The organism is Dickeya poaceiphila (assembly GCF_007858975.2).
Taxonomy (GTDB): Bacteria; Pseudomonadota; Gammaproteobacteria; order Enterobacterales; family Enterobacteriaceae; genus Dickeya; species Dickeya poaceiphila.
In genome coordinates, this window is the sequence record NZ_CP042220.2 from 1,565,754 (window position 1) to 1,591,987 (window position 26,234).

Below are 26,234 nucleotides of genomic sequence, written 5' to 3' on the forward strand. Positions count from 1 at the left end.
TTACTATCTATAAGGAATTCTTGTGCTGGTTATATTGGGTTATCTTGTCACTATAGGCTCCATACTTGGCGGTTATCTTATCGTTGGTGGCGAGTTAGGTGCGTTGTATCAGCCTTCTGAACTGCTGATTATCGGTGGCGCAGCTGTTGGCGCATTTATTGTCGGTAACAACGCCAAGGCGATCAAAGCGACGCTAAAAGCGTTACCGGTTTTATTGCAAGGCCCCAAATATACGAAAGCCGTGTACATGGATCTGATGGCTGTATTATTCCGACTGATGGCCAAGTCTCGTCAGCAGGGTATGCTCTCGTTGGAATTTGATATCGATAACCCGAAGGAAAGTGAAATTTTCTCCAATTATCCCCGCATCTTGGCTGATAACTATCTCGTAGAATTTGTCACGGATTATCTCAGATTGATGGTCAGTGGCAACATGAATGCGTTTGAGATTGAGACGCTCATGGATGAAGAAATTGAAACCGTCGAGCATGAAGTGGAAGTGCCTGCAACTAGTCTGAACCTGATGGGGGACGGTTTACCAGCGTTTGGTATCGTTGCAGCAGTAATGGGGGTGGTGCATTCACTGGCATTTGTTGATCGACCGGCTGCTGAATTGGGCATGATGATCGCTCATGCAATGGTGGGGACGTTCCTTGGTATTTTGCTGGCTTATGGTTTTGTATCGCCTCTGGCATCGTTGTTACGCCAGAAAAATTCAGAGAAAATCAAGGTCCTTCAATGCATCAAAGTGACTCTTTTGTCCAGCCTGAATGGCTATGCGCCGCAGATTGCCGTTGAATTCGGACGCAAAACCCTTTATTCAACGGTTCGTCCTTCATTTACTGAGATGGAAGAACATATTCGTAATGTGAAGGCTCCAGCACAGCAGGCATCGGAAAATGACGCATGAAACATCAGCATCCCATTATCCGCAAAAAACGTAAATCGGGACATGCTGCCCATCACGGTGGTTCATGGAAGATTGCCTATGCTGACTTCATGACTGCTATGATGGCTCTTTTTCTGGTCATGTGGTTAATAGCTATTTCCTCGCCTTCTCAATTGGCTCAGATTGCTGAATATTTCCGTACGCCACTGAAAATCGCTATCACATCTGGTCCAAAGATGAGCGATGCTTCTAATCCCATCCCTGGTGGTGGTTCCGATCCAACACAGCAGGAAGGCGATGTGAAGCGGCAGATTGATACTATGGACGGACGTCTTGAAGAAATAAAGCTGAACAAACTGCGAGAGCGCCTCGATCAGTTGATCGAAGCTGATCCTCGCCTTAAGGCATTGCGACCGCATCTATTAATTGAAATGGTCGATGAAGGATTACGTATTCAGATTATTGACAGTAACAACCGCCCAATGTTTAAGACTGGCAGTGCTCAGGTCGAACCTTACATGAGTGATATTTTGCGAGCTATCGCGCCTATTTTAAATGATATCCCTAATAAAATTAGTTTATCGGGCCATACTGATGATGCACAGTATGCAATGGGTGAACGCGGTTATAGTAACTGGGAGTTATCTGCGGATCGTGCTAACGCGTCCAGGCGTGAACTGATTGCAGGCGGACTAGCCGATGGTAAAGTCTTGCGCGTCGTTGGCATGGCCGACACGATGAATCTTAAGCAGGCTAAAGGGGGCAGTGATGCTATTAACCGACGTATCAGTCTGGTTGTCCTGAATAAGCAGGCACAGGAGAACATCGAGCGTGAGAATGCTGAAAGTAGCGCAGTAAATATTGATAAGATAGAAAATTTACAGAATATGGGTATGGATAAAGCCAAGCAAGTTACTGCGCCTGTCGATAACGGTAACAGCACAGCTATACCAAAGCCCGAAAACAATGGGACGCCTGCATCTGGCTCAACTGTGTCTCCTGCTCAGGCACCCGCAACAGCGGTGCCGGTATCTGGAGCGAATGGCGCATCGGCGACAAACCGTCGGCAGCCTACAACAGCATTGCCAGCAGCACCTGATAGTCAGGCGACACCTTCTTCAACAAGCCGCGATTCACAGCAGAGGTGACCCACGTGAGCATGGACATGAGTGCTTTTTATCAAACATTTTTTGATGAAGCAGATGAATTGTTGGCGGACATGGAGCAACATTTATTGCAACTTGATCCGTTGGCGCCCGATACGGAACAGATGAATGCCATATTCCGCGCTGCTCACTCGATTAAAGGGGGCGCAGGGACATTCGGTTTCACTGTATTACAGGAAACTACACATATATTAGAAAACCTGTTGGATGGTGCTAGGCGCGGTGAAATGCGATTGAGCACTGATATTATCAACCTGTTTTTGGAAACCAAAGATATCATGCAGGATCAGTTGGATGCTTACAAAACCGCGCAGGAGCCCAACGCCGAGAGCTTTGAATATATCTGTCAGGCTCTGCGCCAGCTTGCTCTGGAGTCCAAAGAAAATGGCTCTGCTGGGGCTTCTCCGGTCAAAGCAGCGGCTGAACAGCCGGTTTCCTCTCCCTCTGCACCAGCTGCTGCTGGTGGCAATTCGGGATTACGAATTGCTCTTACCAACCTGAAAGAGTCAGATATTCCTCAGTTGCTTGAGGAACTGGGAAATCTGGGAACGGTGAAAGATTCTATCCAAACCAGTAACAGCGTTGAACTTACACTGGACACCTCAGCCAGTGAAGATGACATCAGCGCCGTGTTGTGTTTCGTTCTGGAGCCGGACCAGGTTAGCTTCAAGTCTTCCCCTAGTGCTGAGCTTGTCGAGGATGCTCCTGCGGCATCTGCAACAACCGTTGCTGACGAGCCTGTTGCTCCTGCCGCGCCGGTATCACCTGTTGCTCCAGCCGTTGCTGCACCGACGACTAAACCAGCAGGTGGCAATGGTGATGCAGCGAAAGGCAGACAGAAAACTGGTGATACCAGTATCCGTGTTGCGGTGGAAAAAGTTGACCAGCTCATTAACCTGGTTGGAGAACTGGTTATTACCCAATCTATGTTAGCTCAGCGTTCCAGTGCCCTTGACCCAGTTGCCCATGGTGATCTGCTTAATAGCATGGGACAACTGGAAAGAAATGCACGCGATCTGCAAGAGTCAGTAATGTCCATCCGTATGATGCCGATGGAATATGTATTCAGTCGTTTCCCACGTCTGGTGCGTGATTTGGCTGCCAAATTGGGTAAAGAGGTTGAGTTGACTCTGCAAGGGAGTTCAACCGAGTTGGATAAGAGTCTGATTGAACGCATCATTGATCCGCTAACACATCTTGTGCGTAACAGTCTTGATCACGGCATTGAATCGCCAGAAAAACGTATTGAATCGGGCAAACCAGCCATTGGAAACCTGACTCTGTCTGCAGAACATCAGGGGGGTAATATCTGCATCGAAGTAATTGACGACGGTGCAGGTTTGAATCGCGAGCGTATTCTGGCCAAAGCCTTGTCTCAAGGCATGGCGGTGAGTGATAGCATGACGGATGAGGAAGTCGGTATGCTAATATTCGCCCCAGGTTTTTCTACTGCAGAGAAAGTGACCGATGTATCAGGCCGTGGTGTTGGTATGGACGTGGTGAAGCGGAATATTCAAGAAATGGGTGGTCATGTTGAAATCCATTTCGTGAAGGGCAAGGGAACTACCATCCGGATTCTTCTGCCGCTTACGCTGGCTATTCTGGATGGGATGTCGGTTAAGGTTAATGATGAAGTGTTCATCCTGCCGCTTAACGCTGTCATGGAGTCTCTGCAACCTCAGGCCGAGGATTTGTATCCTCTTGCAGGAGGCGAGCGAGTGTTGCAGGTTCGTGGCGAATATCTGCCACTGGTTGAGCTGTATCAGGTATTCGATGTTGCCGGAGCAAAGACGGATGCCACTCAGGGCATCGTTGTTATTCTACAGAGTGCAGGCCGTCGTTATGCCTTGCTGGTTGACCAGTTAATTGGTCAGCATCAGGTTGTTGTGAAAAACCTGGAAAGCAACTACCGCAAGGTGCCAGGCGTTTCAGCCGCAACTATTTTGGGTGATGGTAGCGTAGCGCTAATTGTGGATGTTTCTGCGTTGCAGGCGCTTTATCGGGAAAAGCGTGTGGTTGAAACCGCAGCTTAACAGCAAATTACAGCTATAGATTAAAGGTGAGAAACATGACTGGACTTGCAAATGTCACAAAACTAGCAGGCGAGACAGTAGGTCAAGAATTTTTGATTTTCACGCTGGGTGATGAAGAGTACGGCGTGGATATTTTGAAGGTTCAAGAGATTCGCGGTTATGATCAGGTTACTCGTATTGCAAATACCCCTGGTTTTATTAAAGGTGTAACTAACCTTCGCGGCGTCATTGTACCGATAGTCGATTTGCGCATTAAATTTATGCAGCAGGAAGTTGACTATGATGATAATACCGTCGTTATCGTATTAAATCTGGGACAACGTGTCGTGGGTATCGTAGTTGATGGCGTGTCTGATGTACTGTCACTGACCGCTGATCAAATTCGCCCTGCACCGGAATTTGCGGTGACTCTGTCAACGGAATACCTCACTGGATTAGGTTCTCTGGGTGAGCGAATGCTTATTCTGGTCGATATTGAGAAACTACTCAGCAGTGAAGAAATGGCGCTGGTTGATAGTGTTATTAAAGCTTGATACTCCAGCCATAATGGGCCACTTCGGTGGCCCATATCATTTAATACCCTCAGTTTTTTGAAATTCAAAAAGTCATAGAGATGCCAAAGCATCAGTGAACGTTGCAATTAAGGCTTAATATGCTGAATCGTGTAAGAGTTGTTACTGGGATTGTTACTATTCTTGGGTTGTTCATTGCTCTTCAAATTATTTCTGGTGGACTATTTTTTAATGCATTAAAGCTAGATAGAGATATTTTCACGACAACAAGGATTATTAATCAGCAAAAGTCGGAACTTGAATCTACTTGGTCTTATTTATTGCAGACTCGCAATACCCTAAATCGTGCAGGAACCCGTTATGCAATGGACTTATCGGGCGGTGTTTCCGGCGGTGTGTCAGCGAATGAATTGATTGAACTGGCGAAAAAACAACTGGTTATCGCTAATACTCATTTTGCTAATTATGAAAAAATTACTTATACCAATCAACAAGATCCAGCTATTGCTCAAGTGGTAAAGGATAATTATACGACACTGAACAGTGCATTAAGTGAGTTGATTGTTTTTATCTCTAACGGCCGAATGAAGGAATTTTTCGATCAGCCGACCCAAGGTTTTCAGGACAGGTTCGAAAAGGCCTATTACTCTTACAAAGAGTCTTATGACAAAGTGTATGCCAGTGCTGTAGAAGAGAATAATGCATCTTATTCGACGGCATTATGGTTGTTGATATCGGTGGCTATGCTCGTTATCACAATGGCGCTGATTGTCTGGCTGGGTATCAACCGCTCACTTATTCAGCCATTGAATAATCTTATCGGTCATATTCGTCATATGGCGAAGGGTGATTTGACAACACGGATTGATTTCCATGGCACAAACGAAATGGGGGTTTTGGCTGATAGCTTGCGGCATATGCAGACTGAGTTCTTTACGACGGTTAGTGCGGTTAGGCTGAGTGCAGATGCTATTTATTCTGGAGCATCGGAAATCAGCGCGGGCAACGGTGACTTGTCATCCAGAACTGAACAGCAAGCCGCTGCGATTGAAGAAACTGCAGCGAGCATGGAGCAATTGACATCGACTGTGAAGCAGAATGCTGAAAACGCACGTCAGGCAAGCCAACTGGCCTTGAGTGCTTCTGAAACTGCGCAAAAAGGCGGTACGGTCGTTGATAATGTGGTTAAAACTATGCATAACATTGCAGGTAGTTCACAGAAAATTGCTGATATCATCAGTGTTATAGACGGTATTGCGTTTCAGACTAATATTCTGGCTCTTAATGCTGCCGTTGAGGCTGCCAGAGCTGGAGAGCAAGGAAGAGGTTTTGCTGTTGTAGCAGGAGAAGTGCGCAATCTGGCTCAGCGAAGTGCGCAAGCTGCGAAAGAAATTAAATCATTGATTGAGGATTCGGTAAATCGCGTTGAAGAGGGTTCTGTGCTGGTTGAAAGTGCGGGAGAAACCATGGGCGAGATTGTTGGTGCCGTTACACGTGTTACGGACATCATGGGAGAAATCGCTTCGGCATCCGAAGAACAAAGTCGTGGTATTGACCAGGTGGGTCAAGCCATAACAGAAATGGATCGAGTTACTCAGCAGAACTCTGCGCTGGTTGAAGAGTCGGCTTCTGCAGCAAATGCGTTGGAAGAACAAGTCCGGGTATTGAATCAGGCAGTAGCGGTATTCCGTGTATCGGAAAATTCAGCATCATTACTACATAGTGCAACCGCCAAGGTACCAGCACATGTTGCCAAAACTGCTCTGTTGGCAACATCAGTTATGGCAGAAAAAGAGAAAAAGGTCAGGTCTGGTAACACTACAGATAACTGGGAGACTTTTTAATCGCTGAATGGGGTGGGGTGTTTATCACCCCATTGCATTGATAGTTAAGTAATAATGAAAATTTATCCTAAGCAAGGATGTTGAGTATAGGTTTTGTTTGGCTGATTTTTAGGCTGTTGATTTATCTTTGATAAGAATCTGTATCACGGAACAGAAAATATAGTGTGGAGGATCTATATTGAATACTGTTTACTTAAGATGTTTTTAAGGGTTATTGTGCGTTAATGGTTTCAGACAGTGTTGAAGAACAGGCATTTTTGAGACAAAAATTGCAATTTTGATTTTTGTTATCGTTATGACGTCTATTTAGTTAAAGAAAGGTTTAATGCTGCCGATTGATGTAACTAATGCCAATTGTATAGGCGTACTTTAAAGATGTCCTATAGGTGATTGCCAGTCAGTTAGTTTGGCTGATAATGATATTAGTGTTCAAGGTTATGGCGATGATGAGGGGCTGATTGTTTTTGTGAACGATCTTCATGATGAACAATGTAGGCAACGTTGTTCAAAACCATCGCATGATTACCATCATTAATTCGCCGCATACATGCTGATAAGAACATGTTCCCCGGTGGTATGTTGGCAGTTGCTGCCGATTGAGTGACGGAGCCGGAGAGCAAAGCATGAGACCTGTAATAGTCATAATGGTAAGTCTGATTGGAAAACAATAAAATCATCTATCCATTTTCGGGCGGTCAGATATGAAAAATACACCATCGCCAAATCGTTCAGGTTCTACATCTATTTTGAGTCAGATGGTTGAACGGTTGCCGCTGTCTGATGTTCATTTCCGGAGAATCAGCCAGCTTATATATCAACGCGCTGGCATCGTGTTGGCCGATCATAAGCGTGAAATGGTCTATAACCGTTTGGTCAGACGGTTGCGTTTGTTAAACATTAACGATTTTGGACAGTACCTTGCTCTGCTGGAGTCAGATCCGAACAGTGCCGAATGGCAGGCATTTATCAATGCGTTAACGACTAATCTGACTGCATTTTTTCGTGAAGCGCACCACTTTCCTATTCTTGCTGAACATGCGCGTAAGCGGCAGGGAAGCTATAGTATCTGGTGCACTGCTGCTTCCACTGGCGAGGAGCCTTATTCTCTGGCAATGACACTTGCTGAAGTCTGTGGGGATCGTGCTAGTAACTGTCAAATCATAGCTAGTGACATTGATACTCAGGTTTTAGAGAAAGCATCTGCTGGTATTTACCGGCAGGAAGATCTGCGCTCGCTTTCACCACAGCAGATGCAGCGCTTCTTTTTGCGGGGAACCGGTCCACACAGTGGTCTGGCTCGGGTTCGTCCAGATCTAGCAAACATGATTCATTTTCAACAAGTGAATTTGTTGGCTCCAGAATGGTCCTTACCTGCACCGTTTGATGCGATTTTTTGTCGTAATGTAATGATTTATTTTGATAAAGAGACTCAGGAGCGCATCTTACGTCGTTTTGTTCCGTTGCTTAAACCGGGCGGATTATTGTTTGCCGGACATTCAGAGAACTTCAGTCAGATCAGCCGGGAATTCTACCTGCGCGGGCAGACTGTTTATGGGCTGGCTAAGGAAAGATAATGAGCAAAATAAAAGTATTATGTGTTGATGATTCTGCGTTAATGCGGCAGATCATGACCGAAATCATTAATAGTCATCCCGATATGGAGGTGGTTGCCACTGCACCTGATCCATTAGTGGCTCGTGATTTAATCAAGAAGTTCAATCCTCAGGTGTTGACGCTCGACGTGGAAATGCCTCGAATGGATGGTCTTGATTTTCTTGAGAAATTAATGAGGCTTCGCCCAATGCCAGTGGTAATGGTGTCTTCGTTGACAGGGAAAGGTTCGGAAATTACTTTGCGTGCGCTTGAGCTGGGGGCCATCGATTTTGTCACCAAACCTCAATTGGGTATTCGTGAAGGAATGTTGGCATACAGTGAGCTGATTGCGGAAAAAATTCGGATGGCTGCCAAAGCCCGTTTACCTCAGCGCAGCGCATCACCAGCACCTACCGTATTACTCCCTAGCACGCCTTTGCTCAGTAGTGAAAAATTGATTGCGATTGGTGCGTCAACAGGTGGTACTGAGGCTATAAGGCATGTATTACAGCCATTGCCACCAACCAGCCCAGCGTTACTGATTACCCAGCATATGCCACCGGGGTTTACTAAGTCTTTTGCTGAGCGGTTGAATAAATTGTGTCAGATTACAGTGAAAGAGGCTGAGGATGGTGAGCGTGTTCTGCCTGGACACGCGTATATTGCTCCTGGTGCTCGCCACCTTGAGCTGGCACGTAGTGGTGCGAATTATCAGGTCAAATTACATGATGGTCCGCCGGTTAATCGTCATCGTCCTTCTGTTGACGTACTGTTCCACTCTGTTGCACAGTACGCCGGACGAAATGCAGTGGGAGTAATCCTAACCGGCATGGGCAATGATGGTGCTGCGGGAATGCTAGAGCTTCATAAGGCGGGGGCGTATACGATCGCGCAAAATGAGGCTAGCTGTGTGGTATTCGGTATGCCTCGAGAGGCTATTGCACTCGGTGGTGTCGATGAGGTGGTGGATTTGCACCAGGTGAGTCAGCGGATGCTGGCACAAGTTTCTGCCGGACAGGCATTACGTATATAGCAGCTCCGGGGTGAGCAATAATATTTAGGAGTAGGTATGGCTGATAAAGAACTCAGATTTTTAGTAGTGGATGATTTTTCGACAATGCGTCGTATTGTTCGAAATCTACTAAAAGAACTGGGCTTCAACAATGTGGAAGAAGCGGAAGATGGTGCAGATGCTCTGAACAAGCTTCGTTCAGGCGGTTTCGATTTTGTCATTTCTGACTGGAACATGCCTAATATGGACGGGCTGGAACTGTTGCAGGCTATCCGTGCCGACGGCTCGCTTTCCAAGCTCCCAGTGCTGATGGTAACCGCTGAAGCAAAGAAAGAGAATATTATTGCTGCAGCACAGGCCGGTGCCAGTGGTTATGTTGTTAAACCATTTACTGCCGCTACGCTTGAAGAAAAGCTGAGTAAGATTTTCGAAAAGCTTGGTATGTAAGGAGATGCCATGAATCCACATCCGATGCCCATTAACGATCAGGCGTCTGCGACAGAGATTATTTCTCGTATCGGGCAGTTGACACGCATGTTGCGTGATAGCCTGAAAGAGCTTGGTTTAGATCAGGCTATCACTGAAGCGGCAGAAGCGATTCCTGATGCTCGTGATCGTCTTGATTATGTTGTTCAGATGACTGCGCAGGCGGCAGAACGCGCATTGAGTTGTGTTGAAGCAGCCCAGCCTCGCCAGAATCAAATGGAAGAAGAGTCTAAGTCTCTTAAAGCACGTTGGGATCAGTGGTTTGAGAATCCTATTGAGCTCTCTGAGGCGCGTGAATTAGTTACCGATACGCGTAACTATCTTGAATCTGTACCGGATCACACGGCGTTTACCAATGCCCAGTTACTGGAAATCATGATGGCCCAGGATTTTCAGGATCTAACCGGGCAGGTTATTAAACGCATGATGGATGTTGTTCAGGAAATCGAGAAACAGTTACTAATGGTCTTGCTGGAAAATATTCCAGAGAAACCCTCTGAAAATCGTCGTGCCAATGAAGGCTTGCTCAATGGGCCTCAGGTTGACAAAACCGCTGCAGGTATTGTTGCTAACCAGGATCAGGTTGACGATCTGTTGGACAGTCTGGGTTTTTGATTTCACCTCGACACCCATCTCATCTTTTGTATGAGTGGGCATCGGTGGCGTAAAATATGTGGATTTTTACGATCGGGCGTGCCCCGATCGTAAATTCCTAGTTCCCGCCTTATTCAATAAAATAAATAGCTGCTTATTTTCTTCTTTGTTCTACCCATAACGATTTACCGGATTTTGTCATGCTAGCGTTCTATAACGTTATGTCAGTGAGCATTAACAGGAGCGACTGTAGTGGCAGATGATAGTGATCTGGAGAAAACAGAAGCTCCCACCCCCCAACGAACAGAGAAAGCCCGAGAAGAAGGTCAGATACCTCGATCACGAGAATTGACATCAGTGCTTATGCTCATTGCCGGTTTGGCTATTCTGTGGGGAACTGGTTCCAGTATGGCCGGCAGGCTGGCTGATATGATGGCTAAAGGATTAAGCTTTGACCACAACTTTATCAGTGATGAGCGGCTGATCATTTCTCATGTCGGTATGTTAATTAATCAGATGGCGCTGGCGCTTGTCCCTATCTTATGTGGGCTTGTTTTGGTTGCTCTGGCTGCACCGATATTACTAGGCGGTTTGATTTTTAGTACTAAGGCGATAAGCTTCGATTTTGGTAAAATGAATCCGCTATCTGGGCTAAAGCGGATATTTTCAACCCATGTATTGGCCGAACTATTTAAAGCTATTCTCAAGGCCGTTGTTGTAGGTTTGATTACTTACTGGTTCCTGCTGCATAACTGGAATGACATGCTGCATCTTGTCTCAGAACCCATGGGGACTGCGATAAAAGATGCGATGAATATTGCCTTCCTGTGCTGTTTTTGGGTGATTCTTGGGCTGTTCCCTATGGTTGCTTTTGATGTGGCGTGGCAGATATGGAGCCATATTAAACGTTTACGTATGAGTAAGCAGGAAATCCGTGACGAATACAAAGAACACGAAGGGGATCCTCATATTAAAGGTCGTATTCGGCAACAGCAGCGAGCGATTGCTCAGCGGAGAATGATGTCGGATGTTCCGAAAGCAGACGTGATTGTTACCAACCCCACTCATTATGCTGTTGCGCTGAAGTATGATGAGAAGAAGATGCATGCACCTAAAGTGCTGGCCAAAGGTGCTGATCGGATAGCTCAGCGTATTCGAGAACTGGGTTCAGAGAATCGTATTCCGATCCTAGAGGCACCGCCATTAGCTCGAGCTCTCTATCGCCACACTGAAGTCGGGCAACATATTCCTACCGGATTATACGCCGCCGTTGCTGAAGTACTTTCATGGGTTTACCAGCTTAAACGCTGGAAACGTGAAGGCGGTTTGATTCCGCGTAAACCTAAAAACTTACCTGTGCCGGATGCACTGGATTTTGCTAAAGAGAAAACAACCGATGGCTAACCTGGCCTCTTTGCTCCGCCTACCAGACAATATGAAGGGTTCACAATGGCAGGTTATGGCAGGACCTGTTCTAATATTGCTCATCTTGTCGATGATGGTTCTGCCGTTGCCACCGTTTGTTCTGGACTTGTTGTTTACGTTTAACATAGCGTTGTCCATCATGGTGCTGCTGGTTGCCATGTTCACTCAGCGTACACTCGATTTTGCCGCATTTCCCACTATTCTACTGTTTTCAACACTATTGCGTTTATCACTCAACGTCGCATCGACTCGTATCATTCTGATGGATGGACACACCGGAGCCGGTGCTGCAGGCCATGTAGTTGAAGCATTTGGTCATTTCCTAGTAGGCGGCAATTTTGCTATTGGTATTGTTGTGTTCATTATCCTTGTGCTGATTAACTTTATGGTTATCACGAAGGGTGCTGGCCGTATTGCTGAAGTTGGTGCACGCTTTACGCTGGATGGTATGCCTGGTAAACAGATGGCCATTGATGCCGATCTAAATGCCGGCTTGATTGGTGAAGATGAGGCCAAGAAGCGGCGTTCTGAAGTAACTCAGGAGGCAGATTTTTATGGTTCCATGGATGGTGCCAGTAAGTTTGTGCGTGGTGATGCCATCGCTGGGCTGATGATTATGGCTATCAACATTATCGGCGGCCTGCTGGTTGGGGTAGTCCAGCATAATATGGTGTTGGGACAGGCGGTTGAAAACTATACGTTGCTGACTATCGGCGATGGCCTGGTCGCGCAAATACCTGCGCTGGTAATTTCAACCGCCGCTGGTGTTATCGTGACCCGAGTCAGTACCGATCAGGATGTTGGGCAGCAGATGGTGACTCAGCTGTTCAGTAATCCGAGAGTTATGATCCTGAGTGCTGGGGTGCTGGGGCTGATCGGTTTGGTTCCAGGTATGCCTAACTTTGTTTTCTTGCTTTTCACTGCCGCGTTGTTGGGTTTTGCCTGGTGGATTAAAAAAGCGGAAAATAAAACAGCTTTTGCAGCAACTGAAGCCGCTGCGGCGACACCAGTTGCACCGCAGGTGGTTGAAGCCAGTTGGTCTGATGTGCAGTTGGAAGATCCGCTTGGCATGGAAGTCGGGTATCGCCTGATTCCGATGGTTGATTTTCAGCAAAATGGCGAGTTGCTTGGTCGTATACGAAGTATCAGAAAGAAATTTGCTCAGGAGATGGGCTTTCTGCCGCCGGTTGTGCATATTCGGGATAATTTGGATTTGCAGCCAGCCAGCTACCGTATTTTGATGAAAGGTGTTGAGATTGGCAGTGGCGAGGCTCATCCAGGGCGTTGGATGGCAATTAATCCGGGAAATGCAGTAGGTACGTTGCCAGGTGATTTGACCAAAGATCCTGCTTTTGGCTTGCCTGCCATCTGGATTGAAAGTGCGTTAAAAGAACAAGCGCAAACGCAAGGATATACTGTAGTTGAAGCCAGCACAGTCGTTGCTACTCACCTGAATCATTTACTTAGCTTACATGCCAGTGAATTGTTTGGCCGACAGGAAGCGCAACAACTGATGGACCGTGTGTCTCAGGAAATGCCGAAGTTGACCGAGGATTTTATTCCTGGAGTAGTGACATTAACGACCTTGCATAAGGTGCTGCAAAATCTATTAAGCGAACAGGTTTCTATTCGGGATATGCGAACGGTTATTGAAACGTTGGCTGAACATGCACCGGTACAAACTGATCCTAATGAACTGACGACAGCTGCGCGTATTGCTCTTGGGCGGGCGATAACACAGCAATGGTTCCCTGGAGATACTGAATTGCAGGTAATTGGTCTTGATGGTGCCTTGGAACGTCTGCTGTTACAGGCCCTTCAAGGAGGCGGTGGTTTGGAGCCGGGACTAAGCGATAGGTTGTTGGAGCAGGCTCGGCAGGCATTACAACGACAGGAAGTTTTGGGAGCGCCGCCGGTATTGTTGGTTAACCATGCATTGCGCGGATTGCTATCACGCTTCCTACGCCGTAGCCTGCCGCAGATTGCTGTATTGTCGAATCTTGAGATCAGTGACAGTCGGCAGATCAGAATGACATCGATGATCGGTGGCGAACTGTCCTAATGAAAAAAAGAATGATGGCCGCATTTTGGGGAATGGCGCCAGCAATGTTGTCGCTTAGTGCCCACGCCCAAGAAGGTGGATGGAATGCAAGTCTATCCGGGCCATCATTCCAATACAAAGGGATATTGGCATCTTCTCCGGGTCTGCTTCCTCCCTCTGGATTGGGGGTAACAGCCACTCAGTCCGTGACTATAATCTACTGGCGCTATCAACTGAAATCTCCCGCACCGATAGATCTTGCTGTTAAACTCTGTGCGATTAATCGCTGTGTCAATCTGGATGGCGCAAGTGGTCAGACTTATGGTTTGCAAGGGATACCTGCCGACAGTGAATTCAGGATGCTATTTTATGTGCCAGGATCCGGGCGGATGGGCACATCAGTTGAGGTAGTATCTAATGAAATCTCGGTAAATTATAGGTGATTCGTCAAGAATATTTACGCTGGGTTTTTATCGCATAATACGTTGGTGTTGTAGAGAGCGTTAGCTAATGATACGCCGACCAGAAAGAGAATTACTACGCGATTGACCATCTGGTCCGTACAAAGGTTGGGCATTATGCGGTTTTAATACTGCCAGTGCTTTTTCATTATGATCGAGGTGATAACCAAGCAATAAACCATTATGCTGATTTTTATCACGTAATGTTTCAGTCAATTCAGTAATCTGTTGCCAGATTTCGGATACAACAGGATGGGTAGTATAAGGGGCGGTCACCCGTAAAGCAGACTCTCCTTGCAGTCGGATTTTATCCAAATGCTGGATAGTCGTTAACAGCGAATTCTTCTTATCGGTAATCACTTGCAGAGCAGGTCCATTAACATGACCAGCACAGAGCAACAATTGCTCATCCGATAGCACAACTCCAAGTTCACGCATATTGAGCAGCAGTTGTTCTAACAGCTTTACAAGTTTTTCCATAAAATTAATCGCCTGAAACCAAGTCCTGTGCATCTTTAAGCAATGCATCAGCAATTTTACCAACGTTCATTTTCAATGAACCGTTACGAATAGCCTGCTTCAGCGTTTCTACGCGTTGGATATCGATATCCTGAGATGACGGTTGCATCAGTTTGGACTGAGCATCACTCAGTTTAACCTGAGTGCCAGCCACACCGCTCTGTTGCCCGGTTTCTTCTTTGCGTTTTAATTTGCTCACATCGCCAGTATCCCAGGATTGAGCTGGGTTTACTGGATTGACTGATTGGGTCCGATCAATGCTCATGGTAGTGTGCTCATGTCATAACAAGGTATGAAGATGATAATCTAGGAAATAGTATCTATTTCCTAAACTGGTGCTTCATTTTAACCAGTATTATCATCAGTGACTATGTTCATCATATCGGCAGCAATGAGCATTACTTTAGCAAATTATTGTGAGATCAGAATAATCCCATCGTTAGTAGCAATACCCGATACGAGCTGCCCTGAAGCCGTACGAGCCCTTACTGACTGACCTGATGCTGCATTGTTCATGGCTTTTCCTTCACTGCGCACGCTAAAGCCATTTCCCTGGGCCAGGATTTGTACGGTTTGCCCTGCATGGATCACCCAAGGTTTTCTAATCATAGCTTGCGTAATGGCTTGACCTGGTGCGATATCTCGCAATGCTACCGCACCCTGAGCTTCCTCCAGAGAGAACAGAGTATGCGAGGGAAGCTGATCAATTCTGCCTCGGATGGTTCGAATATCTCCCGATGCCAGCACTGCTCCCCGACTGACAGGAGCCGCCGCCGCCACATAATTGCCGGTAACTTGCACTTCGACCTGAATAAAGCGCCGATCCTGATTACAACGGACAGATACGGAAAGATTGCCCCATGCTCTTGCATTTCCCGGCAGCGAAATTTGCGGATTTTCACAAGCAGGCCATTGGGCTTCAGGCGTTTTCACGAATACATTCACAGTATTCGATGAGCCTTTAAAATTATCTGAAAAGAAACGAGATAATTGTGATGCGAGATCGGCAGCATTCACCAGCACTGGAGCAATTAGCAGGCCTAAAATCGATAACTGTATGTATTTTCTGATATCCTGCATCAGTATTCTGCTCTCCAACCCCAATCATTCCACGTTACCAGTTTAGCGGTACTTGCTTACCGTTAAGGCAATAAATAGCACTTCATTCTATGTCTATTCAGACGATGATTTTGACAGGATGAGAATTATCCTACACGAACTAAAAATTAAATTGCGGAGGGAGTATGCTCGATAAATTAGATGCCGCGCTACGGTTTCAGCAAGAGGCGTTGAATCTCCGTGCCCAGCGTCAGGAAATTTTGGCTGCCAACATTGCTAATGCGGATACTCCTGGCTATCAGGCTCGTGACATTGATTTTGCCAAGGAACTGAACAAAGTGATGGAACAGGGACGCGTTAGCGGTCAATCCGTGTCACTGAGCCTGACGTCCTCACGCCACATTCCCGCTCAGAAGTTACAGCAGCCTGAGCTCGATCTGCTCTACCGTGTCCCGACGCAGCCCGCTCTTGATGGAAACACCGTTGACATGGATCGCGAGCGTACCAACTTCGCGGATAACAGTTTCAAGTATCAGGGTAGTCTGACGCTTATCAGTGGGCAGATCAAAGGTATGATGTCGGTACTTCAGTCCGGATCGTCATAATAGCATTGATGGCAGATATAAGGTTGATGTCTCATGTCGTTACTTAATATTTTTGATATTTCCGGTTCGGCGCTCTCCGCCCAGTCTCAACGCCTCAACGTCAGTGCCAGTAATCTGGCTAACGCTGACAGCGTTACAGGCCCAGATGGACAGCCCTATCGCGCTAAGCAGGTAGTTTTTGAAGTCGACTCTGCTCCGGGGCAAGCGACAGGTGGTGTGAAGGTTGCCAAGGTAATTGAAGATCCTTCTCCGGAAAAACTTGTCTATCAGCCGGGCAATCCGTTGGCTGACGCCAAAGGCTATGTCCGCATGCCAAATGTGAATCCCGTCAATGAAATGGTTAATACCATCTCAGCGTCCCGAAGCTATCAGGCGAATGTGGAAGTATTGAATACCACAAAAGCGATGATGCTGAAGACATTAACTATTGGTCAGTAATCTGGAGAATACATGGCTACCACATCTTCTGTCAGTAATGTCCAAAATACGACATCGACGACGTCCACATCGACCGTCAGCGGGAATACCAGCGCTGACTTACAGAACAGCTTTCTAACCCTCTTGGTCGCTCAGCTAAAGAATCAGGACCCGACTAATCCGATGGATAATAACCAACTGTTGTCTCAGTTGGCGCAGTTAAACACGGTGAGCGGTATTGAAAAGTTGAATACCACGCTGGGATCTATTTCTACTCAAATCAATAGTAACCAATCTATTCAGGCATCGTCGTTGATTGGTCATGGCGTGCTGGTACCTGGAACCAAAGTGCTGGTGGGTAAAGAAACGGCTACGCCGTTCGGCGTTGAACTGGAAAGTGCCGCTGAGAACGTCACCATCAATATCACTGATAGTTCTGGCAAAGTTGTTCACAGTATGGACCTGGGCGCGCTTAGTGCCGGGGTACATGCCTATTCTTGGGATGGCAAAGCATCTGATGGTACTACTGCACCAGATGGTGCTTATACGATCTCGGTTTCAGCTACATCCAATGGTGCTCAGCAGGTTGCAGAACCGCTGAACTATGCGTATGTGAATGGTGTAGTCAGCAGCAGCAACGGAGCGTTGTTGGATCTGGGCCTTAGTGGTCAGTCTACCTTGGATAACGTACGCCAGATTTTGTAATAGTTACGGATTATAACGCGCGTCACTTTCTAGTGAATAACAGTTCATCAATATTCAGGAGAGCACTATGAGCTTTTCTCAGGCGGTCAGTGGATTAAATGCTGCCTCTAACAATCTGGACGTAATTGGCAACAATATAGCCAACTCCGCTACTGTAGGTTTCAAAGCTAGTAATATTTCTTTTGCTGATATGTATGCTGGTTCCAACGTGGGTTTGGGAACACGAGTGGCATCCGTACTGCAGGATTTTAGCAATGGTTCTATTACTAGTACGTCTCGCTCGTTGGATGTAGCTATCAACGGTAATGGCTTTTATCGCCTGCTCAACACCAACGGCAGTGTGGCTTACAGCCGTAATGGTCAGTTCACGTTGGATAGCAATCGTAATATTGTCAATGCACAGGGCCTGCAGTTGACTGGCTATCCCGCTACCGGGACGCCGCCAGCAATTCAGAAAGGGGCCGATCCGGTTGGTTTGAGCATTCCGGAAACCACTATGTCGGCCAAGGCTACCGGCACTGCGTCGATCATTGCCAGCCTGAACTCGTCAGACGGCACAAATACCTGGAACGCTACTAACCCGACCAACACCTCAAACTACAAAGGTTCTATCACTACCTACGACAGTTTGGGTAATGCGCATAACTTCGCACTCTATTTCGTGAAAACCGCAGCTAATAGCTGGGATGTTTATGCACAAGACACCAGTATCACTGGTGCGGGCTTCCAGGGGCCAACCACACTGTCTTTCAATAGCAGCGGCGCACTGACTACAACGACACCAGCGACGATTAGTATGGCAACATTGAACGGTTCTGCAGCCAGCACGTTTACTCTGGCGTTTACCGGCTCTGTTCAGCAAAACAGCGGTTCCAACAGCACCAAAACACCAACACAGGATGGCTATGAACCAGGCGAATTGACGGGTTATAGCATCAGTGAAGACGGTAGTGTCATTGGCTCTTATTCCAATAAGAAGACCCAACTTCTAGGGCAGATTGCACTGGCTAACTTTGCCAACCCGGAAGGACTTGCTCCGCAGGGTGACAACGTATGGGGCGCGACTGACAAATCTGGTCAGGCCGTAGTGGACCTGGCAGGCACCGGTAACCTTGGAAAACTCGTGGGTAAAGCTACCGAAAGTTCTAACGTCGATATGAGTAAGGAATTGGTGAACATGATTGTTGCTCAACGTAACTATCAGTCCAATGCCCAGACCATTAAAACGCAGGATCAGATACTTAATACGCTGGTTAACCTGCGCTAATTATTGTAACGGGGATATTGCATGGATCACGCTATCTATACAGCAATGGGCGCTGCAAGTCAGACGTTGGAACAGCAAGCCATTACGTCGAACAATATGGCTAACGCCTCGACGCCGGGTTTTCGTGCACAACTGGCTGCGATGCGTGCTGTGCCGATCCAGGGTGCCTCTAATGAGACGCGTACACTGGTGATATCATCGACACCTGGGGCTGATTCGACCCCAGGATCCATGGATTATACCGGTCGTTCGATGGATGTTGCGTTATCACAAGATGGTTGGTTAGCGGTTCGCGTTGCGGATGGCAGTGAGGCTTATACTCGCAACGGTAATATGGAAATTAACGCTAACGGGCAATTAGCTATTCAGGGAAACGTGGTGATGGGGGATGGCGGTCCAATCGACGTGCCGCCCCAGACGCAGATCACTATAGGTCCCGATGGTACTATTAATGCGCTGAATCCCAGTGATGCGGCGAATACGGTTACTCCAATCGGTCGCCTTAAACTAGTTAAAGCGACTGCTAGAGATGTGGTCCGTGGTGACGACGGTTTTTTCCGTGTTTCCCCTGCTGCGCAACAACAACGTGGCACGGTATTACAGAATGACGCAACAGTCAGGGTAATGCCTGGGGTGGTGGAAGGTAGTAACGTCAATACGGTTGAATCGATGGTGGAGATGATTTCCAACGCACGCCGTTTTGAGATGCAGATGAAAGTGATTAGCAACGTTGATGATAATACACAGCGTGCTAATCAGATACTTGCAATGAATTAAGTGCCCTTGCGCACAGGAGTGACTCGATGATCCGTTCTTTATGGATTGCCAAAACCGGTCTGAACGCCCAGCAAACCAATATGGATGTTATATCCAACAACCTGGCGAACGTCAGCACTAATGGTTTTAAGCGTCAGCGTGCCGTATTTGAAGACCTTATGTATCAAACTGTACGCCAGCCGGGGGCCCAGTCTTCAGAACAGACTACTCTGCCGTCAGGTTTACAACTGGGGACAGGGGTGCGCCCGGTGGCAACCGAGCGAATTCACACGCAAGGTTCTTTTTCCGAAACTGGTAATGTCAAGGATATGGCTATCAAAGGCGCAGGCTTCTTTCAGGTGCTGATGCCGGATGGCACGACGGCATACACCCGTGACGGCTCCTTCCAGCAGGACTCTAATGGTCAGTTAGTGACATCTAGCGGTTTTCAGGTTCAGCCAGTTATTACTATTCCAGCGAACTCTAGCAACCTGACGGTAGGCCGCGATGGGGTAGTCACCGTAACCCAGCAGGGACAGACTGCTCCTATCCAAATCGGGCAGCTCAACCTGGCGATGTTTATCAATGAAGCAGGTCTGGAGAACCTTGGGGAAAACCTGTATGCGGAAACTGCCAGTTCCGGAGCACCAACCCAAAGTACGCCGGGTCTGAATGGCGCAGGCCTCATTTATCAGAAATTTGTTGAAACATCAAACGTGAATGTCGCTGAAGAGTTGGTCTCGATGATTCAGACTCAACGGGCGTATGAAATTAACAGTAAGGCAATCTCTTCCACGGACCAAATGTTGCAGAAACTGACCCAACTGTAATTCTTCATTGGGCATTTTTGTTTGCGTTTAAGGTGGCATTTTACTGATTTGCGATTGGTTGCAGATGGGTGAGGTGGCCACCTGATTCAATCTGTAGACAGATTACTGAAAGTAAGGCGATACCTGTAGTGATGATGAATACAAAGTCGGTTGCTGCTCTGCAGCCATGTCGGCCACGTTTGCTGGCATATGTGATGATGTTAACGCTGTCAGGTTGCGCCTACGTTCCGCACGACAAAGTTGTGACAGGGCCAACAACAGCGCAGCCTACACCGCCTTTGCAGGCTATCCCCAATGGGTCCATTTTTCAGGCTGGGCAAGCAATGAATTATGGCTATCAGCCGATGTTTGAGGACCGGCGCCCACGCAATGTAGGAGATACGCTGACTATTGTTCTGCAGGAAAACGTCAGCGCCAGTAAGAATTCGTCGGCGAATGCCAGTCGTAATGCATCCGGCTCCTTTGGTATGACCGTTACGCCACGCGCGTTGGAAGGGCCTTTGGGTAATAACCGGGCTGCGTTTAACGCTACTGGCAAAGATGATTTTACCGGTAAAGGTGGTGCCAACGCGAATAACACTTTCACCGGTACTATCACGGTTACTGTGGATCAGGTGCTGACCAACGGTAACTTGCATGTTGTGGGCGAAAAACAAATTGCAGTTAATCAGGGAACTGAATTTATCCGTTTCTCCGGGGTGGTAAACCCAAGGACTATCAGCGGCAGCAATACTGTAGCATCAACACAGGTAGCGGATGCTCGTATGGAGTATGTGGGCAATGGCTACATTAATGAAACACAGACTATGGGCTGGCTGCAGCGGTTCTTCCTTAATGTTTCGCCGTTCTAAATTGATGAGGCATATAATGCGGATCTCTTCATTGTTTACCCTTATTCTTGCTGTGCTGATGATGGTAACTCCGCCAGTATCAGCTGAACGTATCCGCGATCTGGTGAGTATTCAGGGCGTACGTGATAACGCGCTTATTGGTTATGGTCTGGTGGTGGGATTGGATGGCACTGGTGACCAGACTACGCAGACACCGTTCACCACACAGAGTTTGAACAATATGCTCTCCCAAATGGGGATCACTGTTCCTGCCGGCACCAACATGCAGTTGAAAAATGTGGCTGCGGTGATGGTTACCGCTAAATTGCCTCCGTTTGCTCGTGCAGGCCAGTCAGTTGATGTAGTGGTCTCTTCTATGGGGAATGCTAAGAGCTTGCGTGGCGGTACATTGCTGATGACGCCGCTAAAAGGTGTTGATAATCAGGTCTACGCCATTGCGCAAGGTAACTTGTTGATCGGCGGTGCTGGTGCTTCTGCAGGAGGTAGCAGTGTACAGGTCAATCAGCTTTCTGGCGGACGCATTACCAATGGTGCAGTTATTGAGCGTGAGCTGCCTAGTACATTTGGTACTGGAAATACTATCATGCTGCAATTGAATCAGGATGATTTTACGATGGCGCAGAGTATCAGCGATGCCATCAACCGATTTAGCCGTGGGGGTACTGCGACCCCGCTAGATTCTCGCACCATCCGAGTTGTAGTGCCGTCAGGCAATAGTTCTCAGGTTCGTTTTCTGGCGGATATGCAAAATATTGAGGTCAATGTCGGTACACTGGATGCCAAGGTTATCATTAACTCCCGTACGGGTTCTGTAGTGATGAACCGCAATGTCCAACTGGAAAATTGCGCGGTAGCTCAGGGAAATCTGTCTGTCACCATTAATCAGCAAAATACTGTCAGTCAGCCGAACACGCCACTGGCGGGAGGGCAGACAGTGGTGACGCCACAAACGGAAATTTCCATGCGTCAGGAGGGGGGGGCACTGCAGCGGGTAAACTCAAGTGCTAATCTCAACAGTGTGGTCAGAGCACTGAACTCTCTGGGGGCAACACCAATGGATTTGATGTCGATTCTTCAGGCAATGGAAAGCGCTGGCTGCCTGAGAGCTAAGTTGGAAATTATCTGATGAGTGATCTGAAGGCGTTTAACAATCCTGCTTATGAGACGCAGTCACTTAACTCGCTGAAACGGGATGTTTCAAGTCATCCTCAGAGTCGGGAAGGTATTCGTGCTGTCGCTAAACAGTTGGAAGGCGTCTTCGTGCAGATGATGATGAAAAGTATGCGTGATGCCTTGCCACAGGATGGCCTGTTCAGTAGCGATCAGACTCGTATGCTTACATCAATGTATGATCAGCAGCTTGCTCAGCAGATGTCATCGGGTAAAGGGCTGGGATTAGCCTCAATGATCGAGAAGCAAATGACGGGAAAAGGGATTGTCGGTACTGAGCCAGAAGCGACTTCACCTGTGCCCTTTAAGCCGGATAGCCAGTTGGCTCGGACCATGCCGGCATTTGCTTTGGAGCAGATGGTTCGCAAAGCGATGCCAGCATTGCCGGAAAAAACAGCAGCATTACCGATGGGGAGTGCTGAGTTTATTTCCCGACTGTCGGTACCGGCGATGTTGGTTAGTCAGCAAAGCGGTATTCCACACCATTTAATTATGGCTCAGGCTGCGCTTGAATCTGGGTGGGGACAGCGCGAAATTCCTACTGCTGATGGACGTTCAAGTCATAATATTTTTGGCATAAAGGCAGGCAGCAATTGGGATGGCCCGGTAACAGAAGTTACTACGACGGAATACGAGCAAGGTGTTGCCAAAAAGGTCAAAGCGGCGTTCCGTGTGTATAGTTCCTATTTGGAAGCGTTGAATGACTACGCCAAGTTGCTGACGCAAAACCCGCGCTATGCGGGTGTTTCTGCTGCTGCAACCGCGGAACAGGCTGCGGTTGCTTTACAACAAGCCGGGTATGCGACTGATCCGGCTTATGCGAAGAAACTGGTAAGTATGATTCAGCATATGAAAAATTCAGGTGAAAAGGCGGTTCAGGCGTATACACATGATCTGAGCGGTATTTTCTAATTTTATTCAAGTTTTCAGCCTGCCTGCCGATAGATATAAAAGTTAATTTATAACGACGATATATTTTTGTGCCTGGCAATAGGTTGTTCGCTGTCTGTGCATAAGTAAGAGTAAAAAGGAACCCAGCATGTCCAATTTGATTAACACCGGAATGAGTGGTTTGAGTGCTGCACAGGCGGCACTGAGCACTGTCAGTAACAACATCAGTAATCAGGCTGTTACAGGATATAGTCGTCAAAATGCATTGTTGGCACAGAACAACGGTACCAACCTCTCCGCCGGTTACATTGGCAACGGGGTAACCGTTGTCAGCATCAATCGTGATTACAATGATTTTATTGCTAAACAGCTACGTGCAGCTCAGACGACAAGCAGCTCAACGACTTCTTATTACGAGCAAATTTCAAAAATTGATAATCTGTTGTCGAGCAGTTCATCTAGTCTGTCTACCACGATTCAAGACTTCTTCAAAAACCTGCAGAACTTGACCAGTAATTCTAGCGACTCTTCTGTACGTCAAACTGTGCTGGGTAAAGCAAATGCTTTGGTCAACCAGTTCAAAATCACTGACCAATATCTGCGTGATATGGATAGCAACATCAATGGAGAAATTTCCGTTACTGTCTCACAGATTAATACGTTCGCTCAGCAGATAGCTAATATCAACGACCAGATTGTGCGTCTGAAAGGCGCTAATAATGGCGCAGCGCCAAATGATTTGCTGGATCAGCGTGACGTACTGGTTGATGGGCTTAACAAATTGGTCGGCATAGATGTGGCAGTTCAAGATGGTGATGTTTACAACATCTCACTGAAGAATGGCCTGACTCTTGTTCAGGGGAAAAGCTTCAATACGTTTGCTGCTACGCCATCCAGTACAGACCCAACTCGTACGACCGTTTCTTACAACGATGCGATTGCTGGTTTGAGTGAAGTAAAAGAGAGCACTATTACTGGCGGCTCTCTTGGCGGGTTGCTGAATTTCCGTACCAGTACACTGGATAGCGCCCGTAACCAGTTAGGTCAGATGGCGTTGGCATTTACTGATGCTTTCAATAATCAGCACAAAGCAGGGTTCGACTTGAATAATGCTCAAGGTGGTGATTTCTTTGGTGTTGGTTCGTCTGTCACGTTGAAAAGCGCCAAAAATACCTCTGCTGCCGAGTTGACCTCTTCCTATCTGAGTGATACTTACTCGCTGCAGTACAATGGTACGTCCTGGAGCGTTACTCGGTCTGATGGTACAACGGCAAGTTCAACTCTGTCTGGTTCTGGCCTAACCTTTGATGGTTTCACTATCGGTATATCCGGTGCGGCTGCTTCAGGTGATACTTTTAGCCTCAAAGTATCACCTGGACAGTCATCAATTTCACAAACCGCACCGACAGGCACAACATCTGCAGCATCGCTCTCACGAAATGATAACAACTACATTAAGGCTAGTGATTATAGCGTTACATTTGTTGGCCCATCTGCCAATAACTGGTCAGTAAAACGCTTGTCGGATGGGGCTGACTTGTCCTCCTCGGCAACGTATACCGCAGCAAGCGGTTCGACGCCTGCCAGTTTGATTTTTGATGGCATGAAACTTGATATCACAGGGACACCATTAGCTGACGAGCAGTTTACTGTCAAAGGCGTTCGTGATGTTGTGGTAAATATGTCAGTGAAAATCACAGATTCATCGAAGATTGCCGCTGCAGGTGCTTCGCTGACATCAGCTGGCGGTGGGGTTAGTGATAACACAAATGCTAAAGCATTGTTAAACTTACAGACTGCTAAAGTGGTCGAAAACAAATCCAGTATCAGTCAGGCGTATGCCAGTCTGGTCGGTGATATTGGTAACAAAACCAGTACCGCTAAGGTTACTGATACTTCGCAGAAGAACGTGGTATCACAATTGACCACAGAGCAGCAATCTGTATCCGGCGTCAACCTAAACGAAGAGTACGGCGATTTGATTCGTTTTCAGCAATATTACATGGCAAATGCCAAGGTAATCCAGACTGCTTCGACGATCTTTGATGCTTTGTTGGCAATCCGTAGTTAAGTTTGTGACGGTAAAAATAGTAAGGAATAAGTTATGCGACTGAGTACCAGTATTATTTTTCAGCAGGGTATGCAAGGCGTCACAGACGGGTTATCAAATTTTAGCAAGACGGGCCAGCAGCTAGCGAGTAATACACGGGTGCTAAACCCGTCTGATGACCCGATCGCGGCCTCCAAGGCTGTGATGGTGAACCAGGCTCAGGCTCAGAACGATCAATATACCTTGGCTCGTACTTTTGCCCAGAACGGTATGAATAGTGAGTTATCCGTTTTGACCAACGTAGTCACTGCATTGACGAGTGCTAGTACGACGTTGTTGAGCGCTGATGGTACTAAGAATGATAATGATCGCCAGCTTATCGCAACATCTCTGCGCGGCCTTAAATCTCAGTTACTCAATCTGGCGAACAGTACAGACGGTAATGGTAGTTATATTTTCGGTGGCTATAAGACTGATTCCCAGCCATTCGTTACTAATGCTGCTGGCACCGTTAGTTATGTTGGGGGCACTCAGGCCATTTCTCAACAGGTGGATGCAGACCGTGTCATGGCGGTTGGACATGTCGGTACTGATGTATTCAATAATGCAAGTGGTACGGCAGACATTTTCAGTGCTTTGGATACAGCTATCACTGCATTGGAGACTCCATTAGATGGTGCTAGCGATGCAGTTAAGAGCGCTAACACAGCATCAGTGAATGCTGCTAGCCTGGGCCTGAAAAGTTCGCTGACCAATGTATCCTCCGCACAGGCAACACTTGGTGTTCAATTGCAGGAAATTGATACGTTGGATAGTATCGGTACTGATCGTAGTGCCGCTAACAAGCAAACGCTAAGCGATCTGGTTGATATTGATATGGTTGCGACTATCTCGACTTACTTGATGCAACAGCAGTCTCTGCAGGCATCATACAAAGCGTTTATTGATATGCAAAACATTTCGTTATTCCAACTGAATAAATAAGGTGGAGTAACGTACCAGTATTTGGATGCGCTTAAACCGGGCGTATTCTTTTTAGCATGTCATCCTTTATAAGA

26 protein-coding genes are annotated in these 26,234 nt (G+C 47.2%); 23 read left to right on the top strand and 3 right to left on the bottom strand.

Annotation, left to right across the window (positions count from 1 at the left end):
- The first annotated feature begins 22 nt into the window (after nucleotides 1-22).
- The 12 genes from motA to Dpoa569_RS07085 all read left to right on the top strand — a co-directional run bounded on the left by motA (nucleotide 23) and on the right by Dpoa569_RS07085 (nucleotide 14,038).
- Nucleotides 23-910 carry a flagellar motor stator protein MotA gene (gene motA / locus Dpoa569_RS07030; RefSeq protein WP_146411173.1) on the top strand — a complete coding sequence of 296 codons (888 nt, stop codon included), beginning with the start codon at nucleotides 23-25 and terminating at the stop codon, nucleotides 908-910.
- The gene (motB, locus tag Dpoa569_RS07035; protein ID WP_042871326.1) at nucleotides 907-2,037 is read left to right on the top strand and encodes a flagellar motor protein MotB; all 1,131 of its coding nucleotides are present in this window, start codon (nucleotides 907-909) and stop codon (nucleotides 2,035-2,037) included. Before motA ends, motB begins: the two co-directional genes overlap by 4 nt.
- A gap of 11 nt (nucleotides 2,038-2,048) precedes the next feature.
- Nucleotides 2,049-4,088 carry a chemotaxis protein CheA gene (cheA, locus tag Dpoa569_RS07040; RefSeq protein WP_042871324.1) on the top strand — a complete coding sequence of 680 codons (2,040 nt, stop codon included), beginning with the start codon at nucleotides 2,049-2,051 and terminating at the stop codon, nucleotides 4,086-4,088.
- Nucleotides 4,089-4,123: 35 nt separating this feature from the next.
- On the top strand, nucleotides 4,124-4,621 hold the full coding sequence (cheW, locus tag Dpoa569_RS07045) for a chemotaxis protein CheW (RefSeq protein ID WP_042871322.1): 498 nt from the start codon (nucleotides 4,124-4,126) through the stop codon (nucleotides 4,619-4,621).
- A gap of 119 nt (nucleotides 4,622-4,740) precedes the next feature.
- On the top strand, nucleotides 4,741-6,444 hold the full coding sequence (locus tag Dpoa569_RS07050) for a methyl-accepting chemotaxis protein (protein WP_146411176.1): 1,704 nt from the start codon (nucleotides 4,741-4,743) through the stop codon (nucleotides 6,442-6,444).
- Between the two features lie 755 nt (nucleotides 6,445-7,199).
- Nucleotides 7,200-8,018, top strand: a complete 819-nt coding sequence (cheR, locus tag Dpoa569_RS07055) for a protein-glutamate O-methyltransferase CheR (RefSeq protein ID WP_236614473.1) — start codon at nucleotides 7,200-7,202, stop codon at nucleotides 8,016-8,018.
- Nucleotides 8,018-9,070, top strand: a complete 1,053-nt coding sequence (locus Dpoa569_RS07060) for a protein-glutamate methylesterase/protein-glutamine glutaminase (protein ID WP_042871317.1) — start codon at nucleotides 8,018-8,020, stop codon at nucleotides 9,068-9,070. Before cheR ends, Dpoa569_RS07060 begins: the two co-directional genes overlap by 1 nt.
- A 36-nt stretch (nucleotides 9,071-9,106) precedes the next feature.
- Complete coding sequence (gene cheY, locus Dpoa569_RS07065; protein ID WP_012769271.1) at nucleotides 9,107-9,496, top strand: chemotaxis response regulator CheY; 390 nt, start codon at nucleotides 9,107-9,109, stop codon at nucleotides 9,494-9,496.
- Between the two features lie 9 nt (nucleotides 9,497-9,505).
- Complete coding sequence (gene cheZ, locus Dpoa569_RS07070; RefSeq protein ID WP_042871314.1) at nucleotides 9,506-10,150, top strand: protein phosphatase CheZ; 645 nt, start codon at nucleotides 9,506-9,508, stop codon at nucleotides 10,148-10,150.
- Nucleotides 10,151-10,381: 231 nt separating this feature from the next.
- Complete coding sequence (gene flhB, locus Dpoa569_RS07075; protein ID WP_146411179.1) at nucleotides 10,382-11,533, top strand: flagellar biosynthesis protein FlhB; 1,152 nt, start codon at nucleotides 10,382-10,384, stop codon at nucleotides 11,531-11,533.
- On the top strand, nucleotides 11,526-13,616 hold the full coding sequence (flhA, locus tag Dpoa569_RS07080) for a flagellar biosynthesis protein FlhA (RefSeq protein WP_146411182.1): 2,091 nt from the start codon (nucleotides 11,526-11,528) through the stop codon (nucleotides 13,614-13,616). The genes flhB and flhA overlap by 8 nt, the downstream gene beginning before the upstream one ends.
- Before the next feature lie 44 nt (nucleotides 13,617-13,660).
- On the top strand, nucleotides 13,661-14,038 hold the full coding sequence (locus Dpoa569_RS07085) for a flagellar protein FlhE (RefSeq protein ID WP_227983199.1): 378 nt from the start codon (nucleotides 13,661-13,663) through the stop codon (nucleotides 14,036-14,038).
- 60 nt (nucleotides 14,039-14,098) lie between these two features.
- Here the strand turns inward: Dpoa569_RS07085 and Dpoa569_RS07090 are convergent, their stop codons facing one another.
- The 3 genes from Dpoa569_RS07090 to flgA form a co-directional block, all read right to left on the bottom strand.
- Nucleotides 14,099-14,536 (bottom strand): flagella synthesis protein FlgN, encoded by a 438-nt coding sequence (locus Dpoa569_RS07090; RefSeq protein WP_042871310.1) that lies wholly within the window; start codon nucleotides 14,534-14,536, stop codon nucleotides 14,099-14,101.
- A gap of 4 nt (nucleotides 14,537-14,540) precedes the next feature.
- Complete coding sequence (flgM, locus tag Dpoa569_RS07095; RefSeq protein ID WP_042871308.1) at nucleotides 14,541-14,840, bottom strand: flagellar biosynthesis anti-sigma factor FlgM; 300 nt, start codon at nucleotides 14,838-14,840, stop codon at nucleotides 14,541-14,543.
- A 146-nt stretch (nucleotides 14,841-14,986) separates the two neighbouring features.
- Nucleotides 14,987-15,655 (bottom strand): flagellar basal body P-ring formation chaperone FlgA, encoded by a 669-nt coding sequence (gene flgA / locus Dpoa569_RS07100; RefSeq protein ID WP_042871306.1) that lies wholly within the window; start codon nucleotides 15,653-15,655, stop codon nucleotides 14,987-14,989.
- Nucleotides 15,656-15,819: 164 nt separating this feature from the next.
- On the opposite strand from flgA, the gene flgB reads away from it, so the two are divergent.
- The 11 genes from flgB to flgL all read left to right on the top strand — a co-directional run bounded on the left by flgB (nucleotide 15,820) and on the right by flgL (nucleotide 26,160).
- Nucleotides 15,820-16,239, top strand: a complete 420-nt coding sequence (flgB, locus tag Dpoa569_RS07105) for a flagellar basal body rod protein FlgB (RefSeq protein ID WP_042871305.1) — start codon at nucleotides 15,820-15,822, stop codon at nucleotides 16,237-16,239.
- A gap of 33 nt (nucleotides 16,240-16,272) precedes the next feature.
- Nucleotides 16,273-16,677, top strand: coding sequence for a flagellar basal body rod protein FlgC (flgC, locus tag Dpoa569_RS07110; protein ID WP_042871304.1), 405 nt, complete (start codon nucleotides 16,273-16,275; stop codon nucleotides 16,675-16,677).
- Between the two features lie 12 nt (nucleotides 16,678-16,689).
- Entirely contained in the window at nucleotides 16,690-17,361 is a 672-nt protein-coding gene (gene flgD / locus Dpoa569_RS07115) for a flagellar hook assembly protein FlgD (protein WP_042871302.1), read from the top strand.
- Nucleotides 17,362-17,428: 67 nt separating this feature from the next.
- The gene (gene flgE, locus Dpoa569_RS07120) at nucleotides 17,429-18,628 is read left to right on the top strand and encodes a flagellar hook protein FlgE (protein WP_146411184.1); all 1,200 of its coding nucleotides are present in this window, start codon (nucleotides 17,429-17,431) and stop codon (nucleotides 18,626-18,628) included.
- Nucleotides 18,629-18,649: 21 nt separating this feature from the next.
- Nucleotides 18,650-19,405, top strand: a complete 756-nt coding sequence (locus Dpoa569_RS07125; protein ID WP_042871298.1) for a flagellar basal body rod protein FlgF — start codon at nucleotides 18,650-18,652, stop codon at nucleotides 19,403-19,405.
- 26 nt (nucleotides 19,406-19,431) lie between these two features.
- Complete coding sequence (gene flgG / locus Dpoa569_RS07130; protein WP_042871296.1) at nucleotides 19,432-20,214, top strand: flagellar basal-body rod protein FlgG; 783 nt, start codon at nucleotides 19,432-19,434, stop codon at nucleotides 20,212-20,214.
- A gap of 134 nt (nucleotides 20,215-20,348) precedes the next feature.
- Entirely contained in the window at nucleotides 20,349-21,065 is a 717-nt protein-coding gene (locus Dpoa569_RS07135) for a flagellar basal body L-ring protein FlgH (RefSeq protein WP_042873967.1), read from the top strand.
- 16 nt (nucleotides 21,066-21,081) lie between these two features.
- Complete coding sequence (locus tag Dpoa569_RS07140; RefSeq protein WP_042871294.1) at nucleotides 21,082-22,191, top strand: flagellar basal body P-ring protein FlgI; 1,110 nt, start codon at nucleotides 21,082-21,084, stop codon at nucleotides 22,189-22,191.
- Entirely contained in the window at nucleotides 22,191-23,147 is a 957-nt protein-coding gene (flgJ, locus tag Dpoa569_RS07145) for a flagellar assembly peptidoglycan hydrolase FlgJ (RefSeq protein ID WP_042871292.1), read from the top strand. The genes Dpoa569_RS07140 and flgJ overlap by 1 nt, the downstream gene beginning before the upstream one ends.
- A 127-nt stretch (nucleotides 23,148-23,274) precedes the next feature.
- A complete protein-coding gene (gene flgK / locus Dpoa569_RS07150) occupies nucleotides 23,275-25,197 on the top strand; it encodes a flagellar hook-associated protein FlgK (protein WP_042871291.1) in 1,923 nt (640 codons plus the stop codon).
- Nucleotides 25,198-25,230: 33 nt separating this feature from the next.
- Complete coding sequence (gene flgL / locus Dpoa569_RS07155; protein WP_042871289.1) at nucleotides 25,231-26,160, top strand: flagellar hook-associated protein FlgL; 930 nt, start codon at nucleotides 25,231-25,233, stop codon at nucleotides 26,158-26,160.
- The last annotated feature ends 74 nt before the right edge of the window (nucleotides 26,161-26,234 follow it).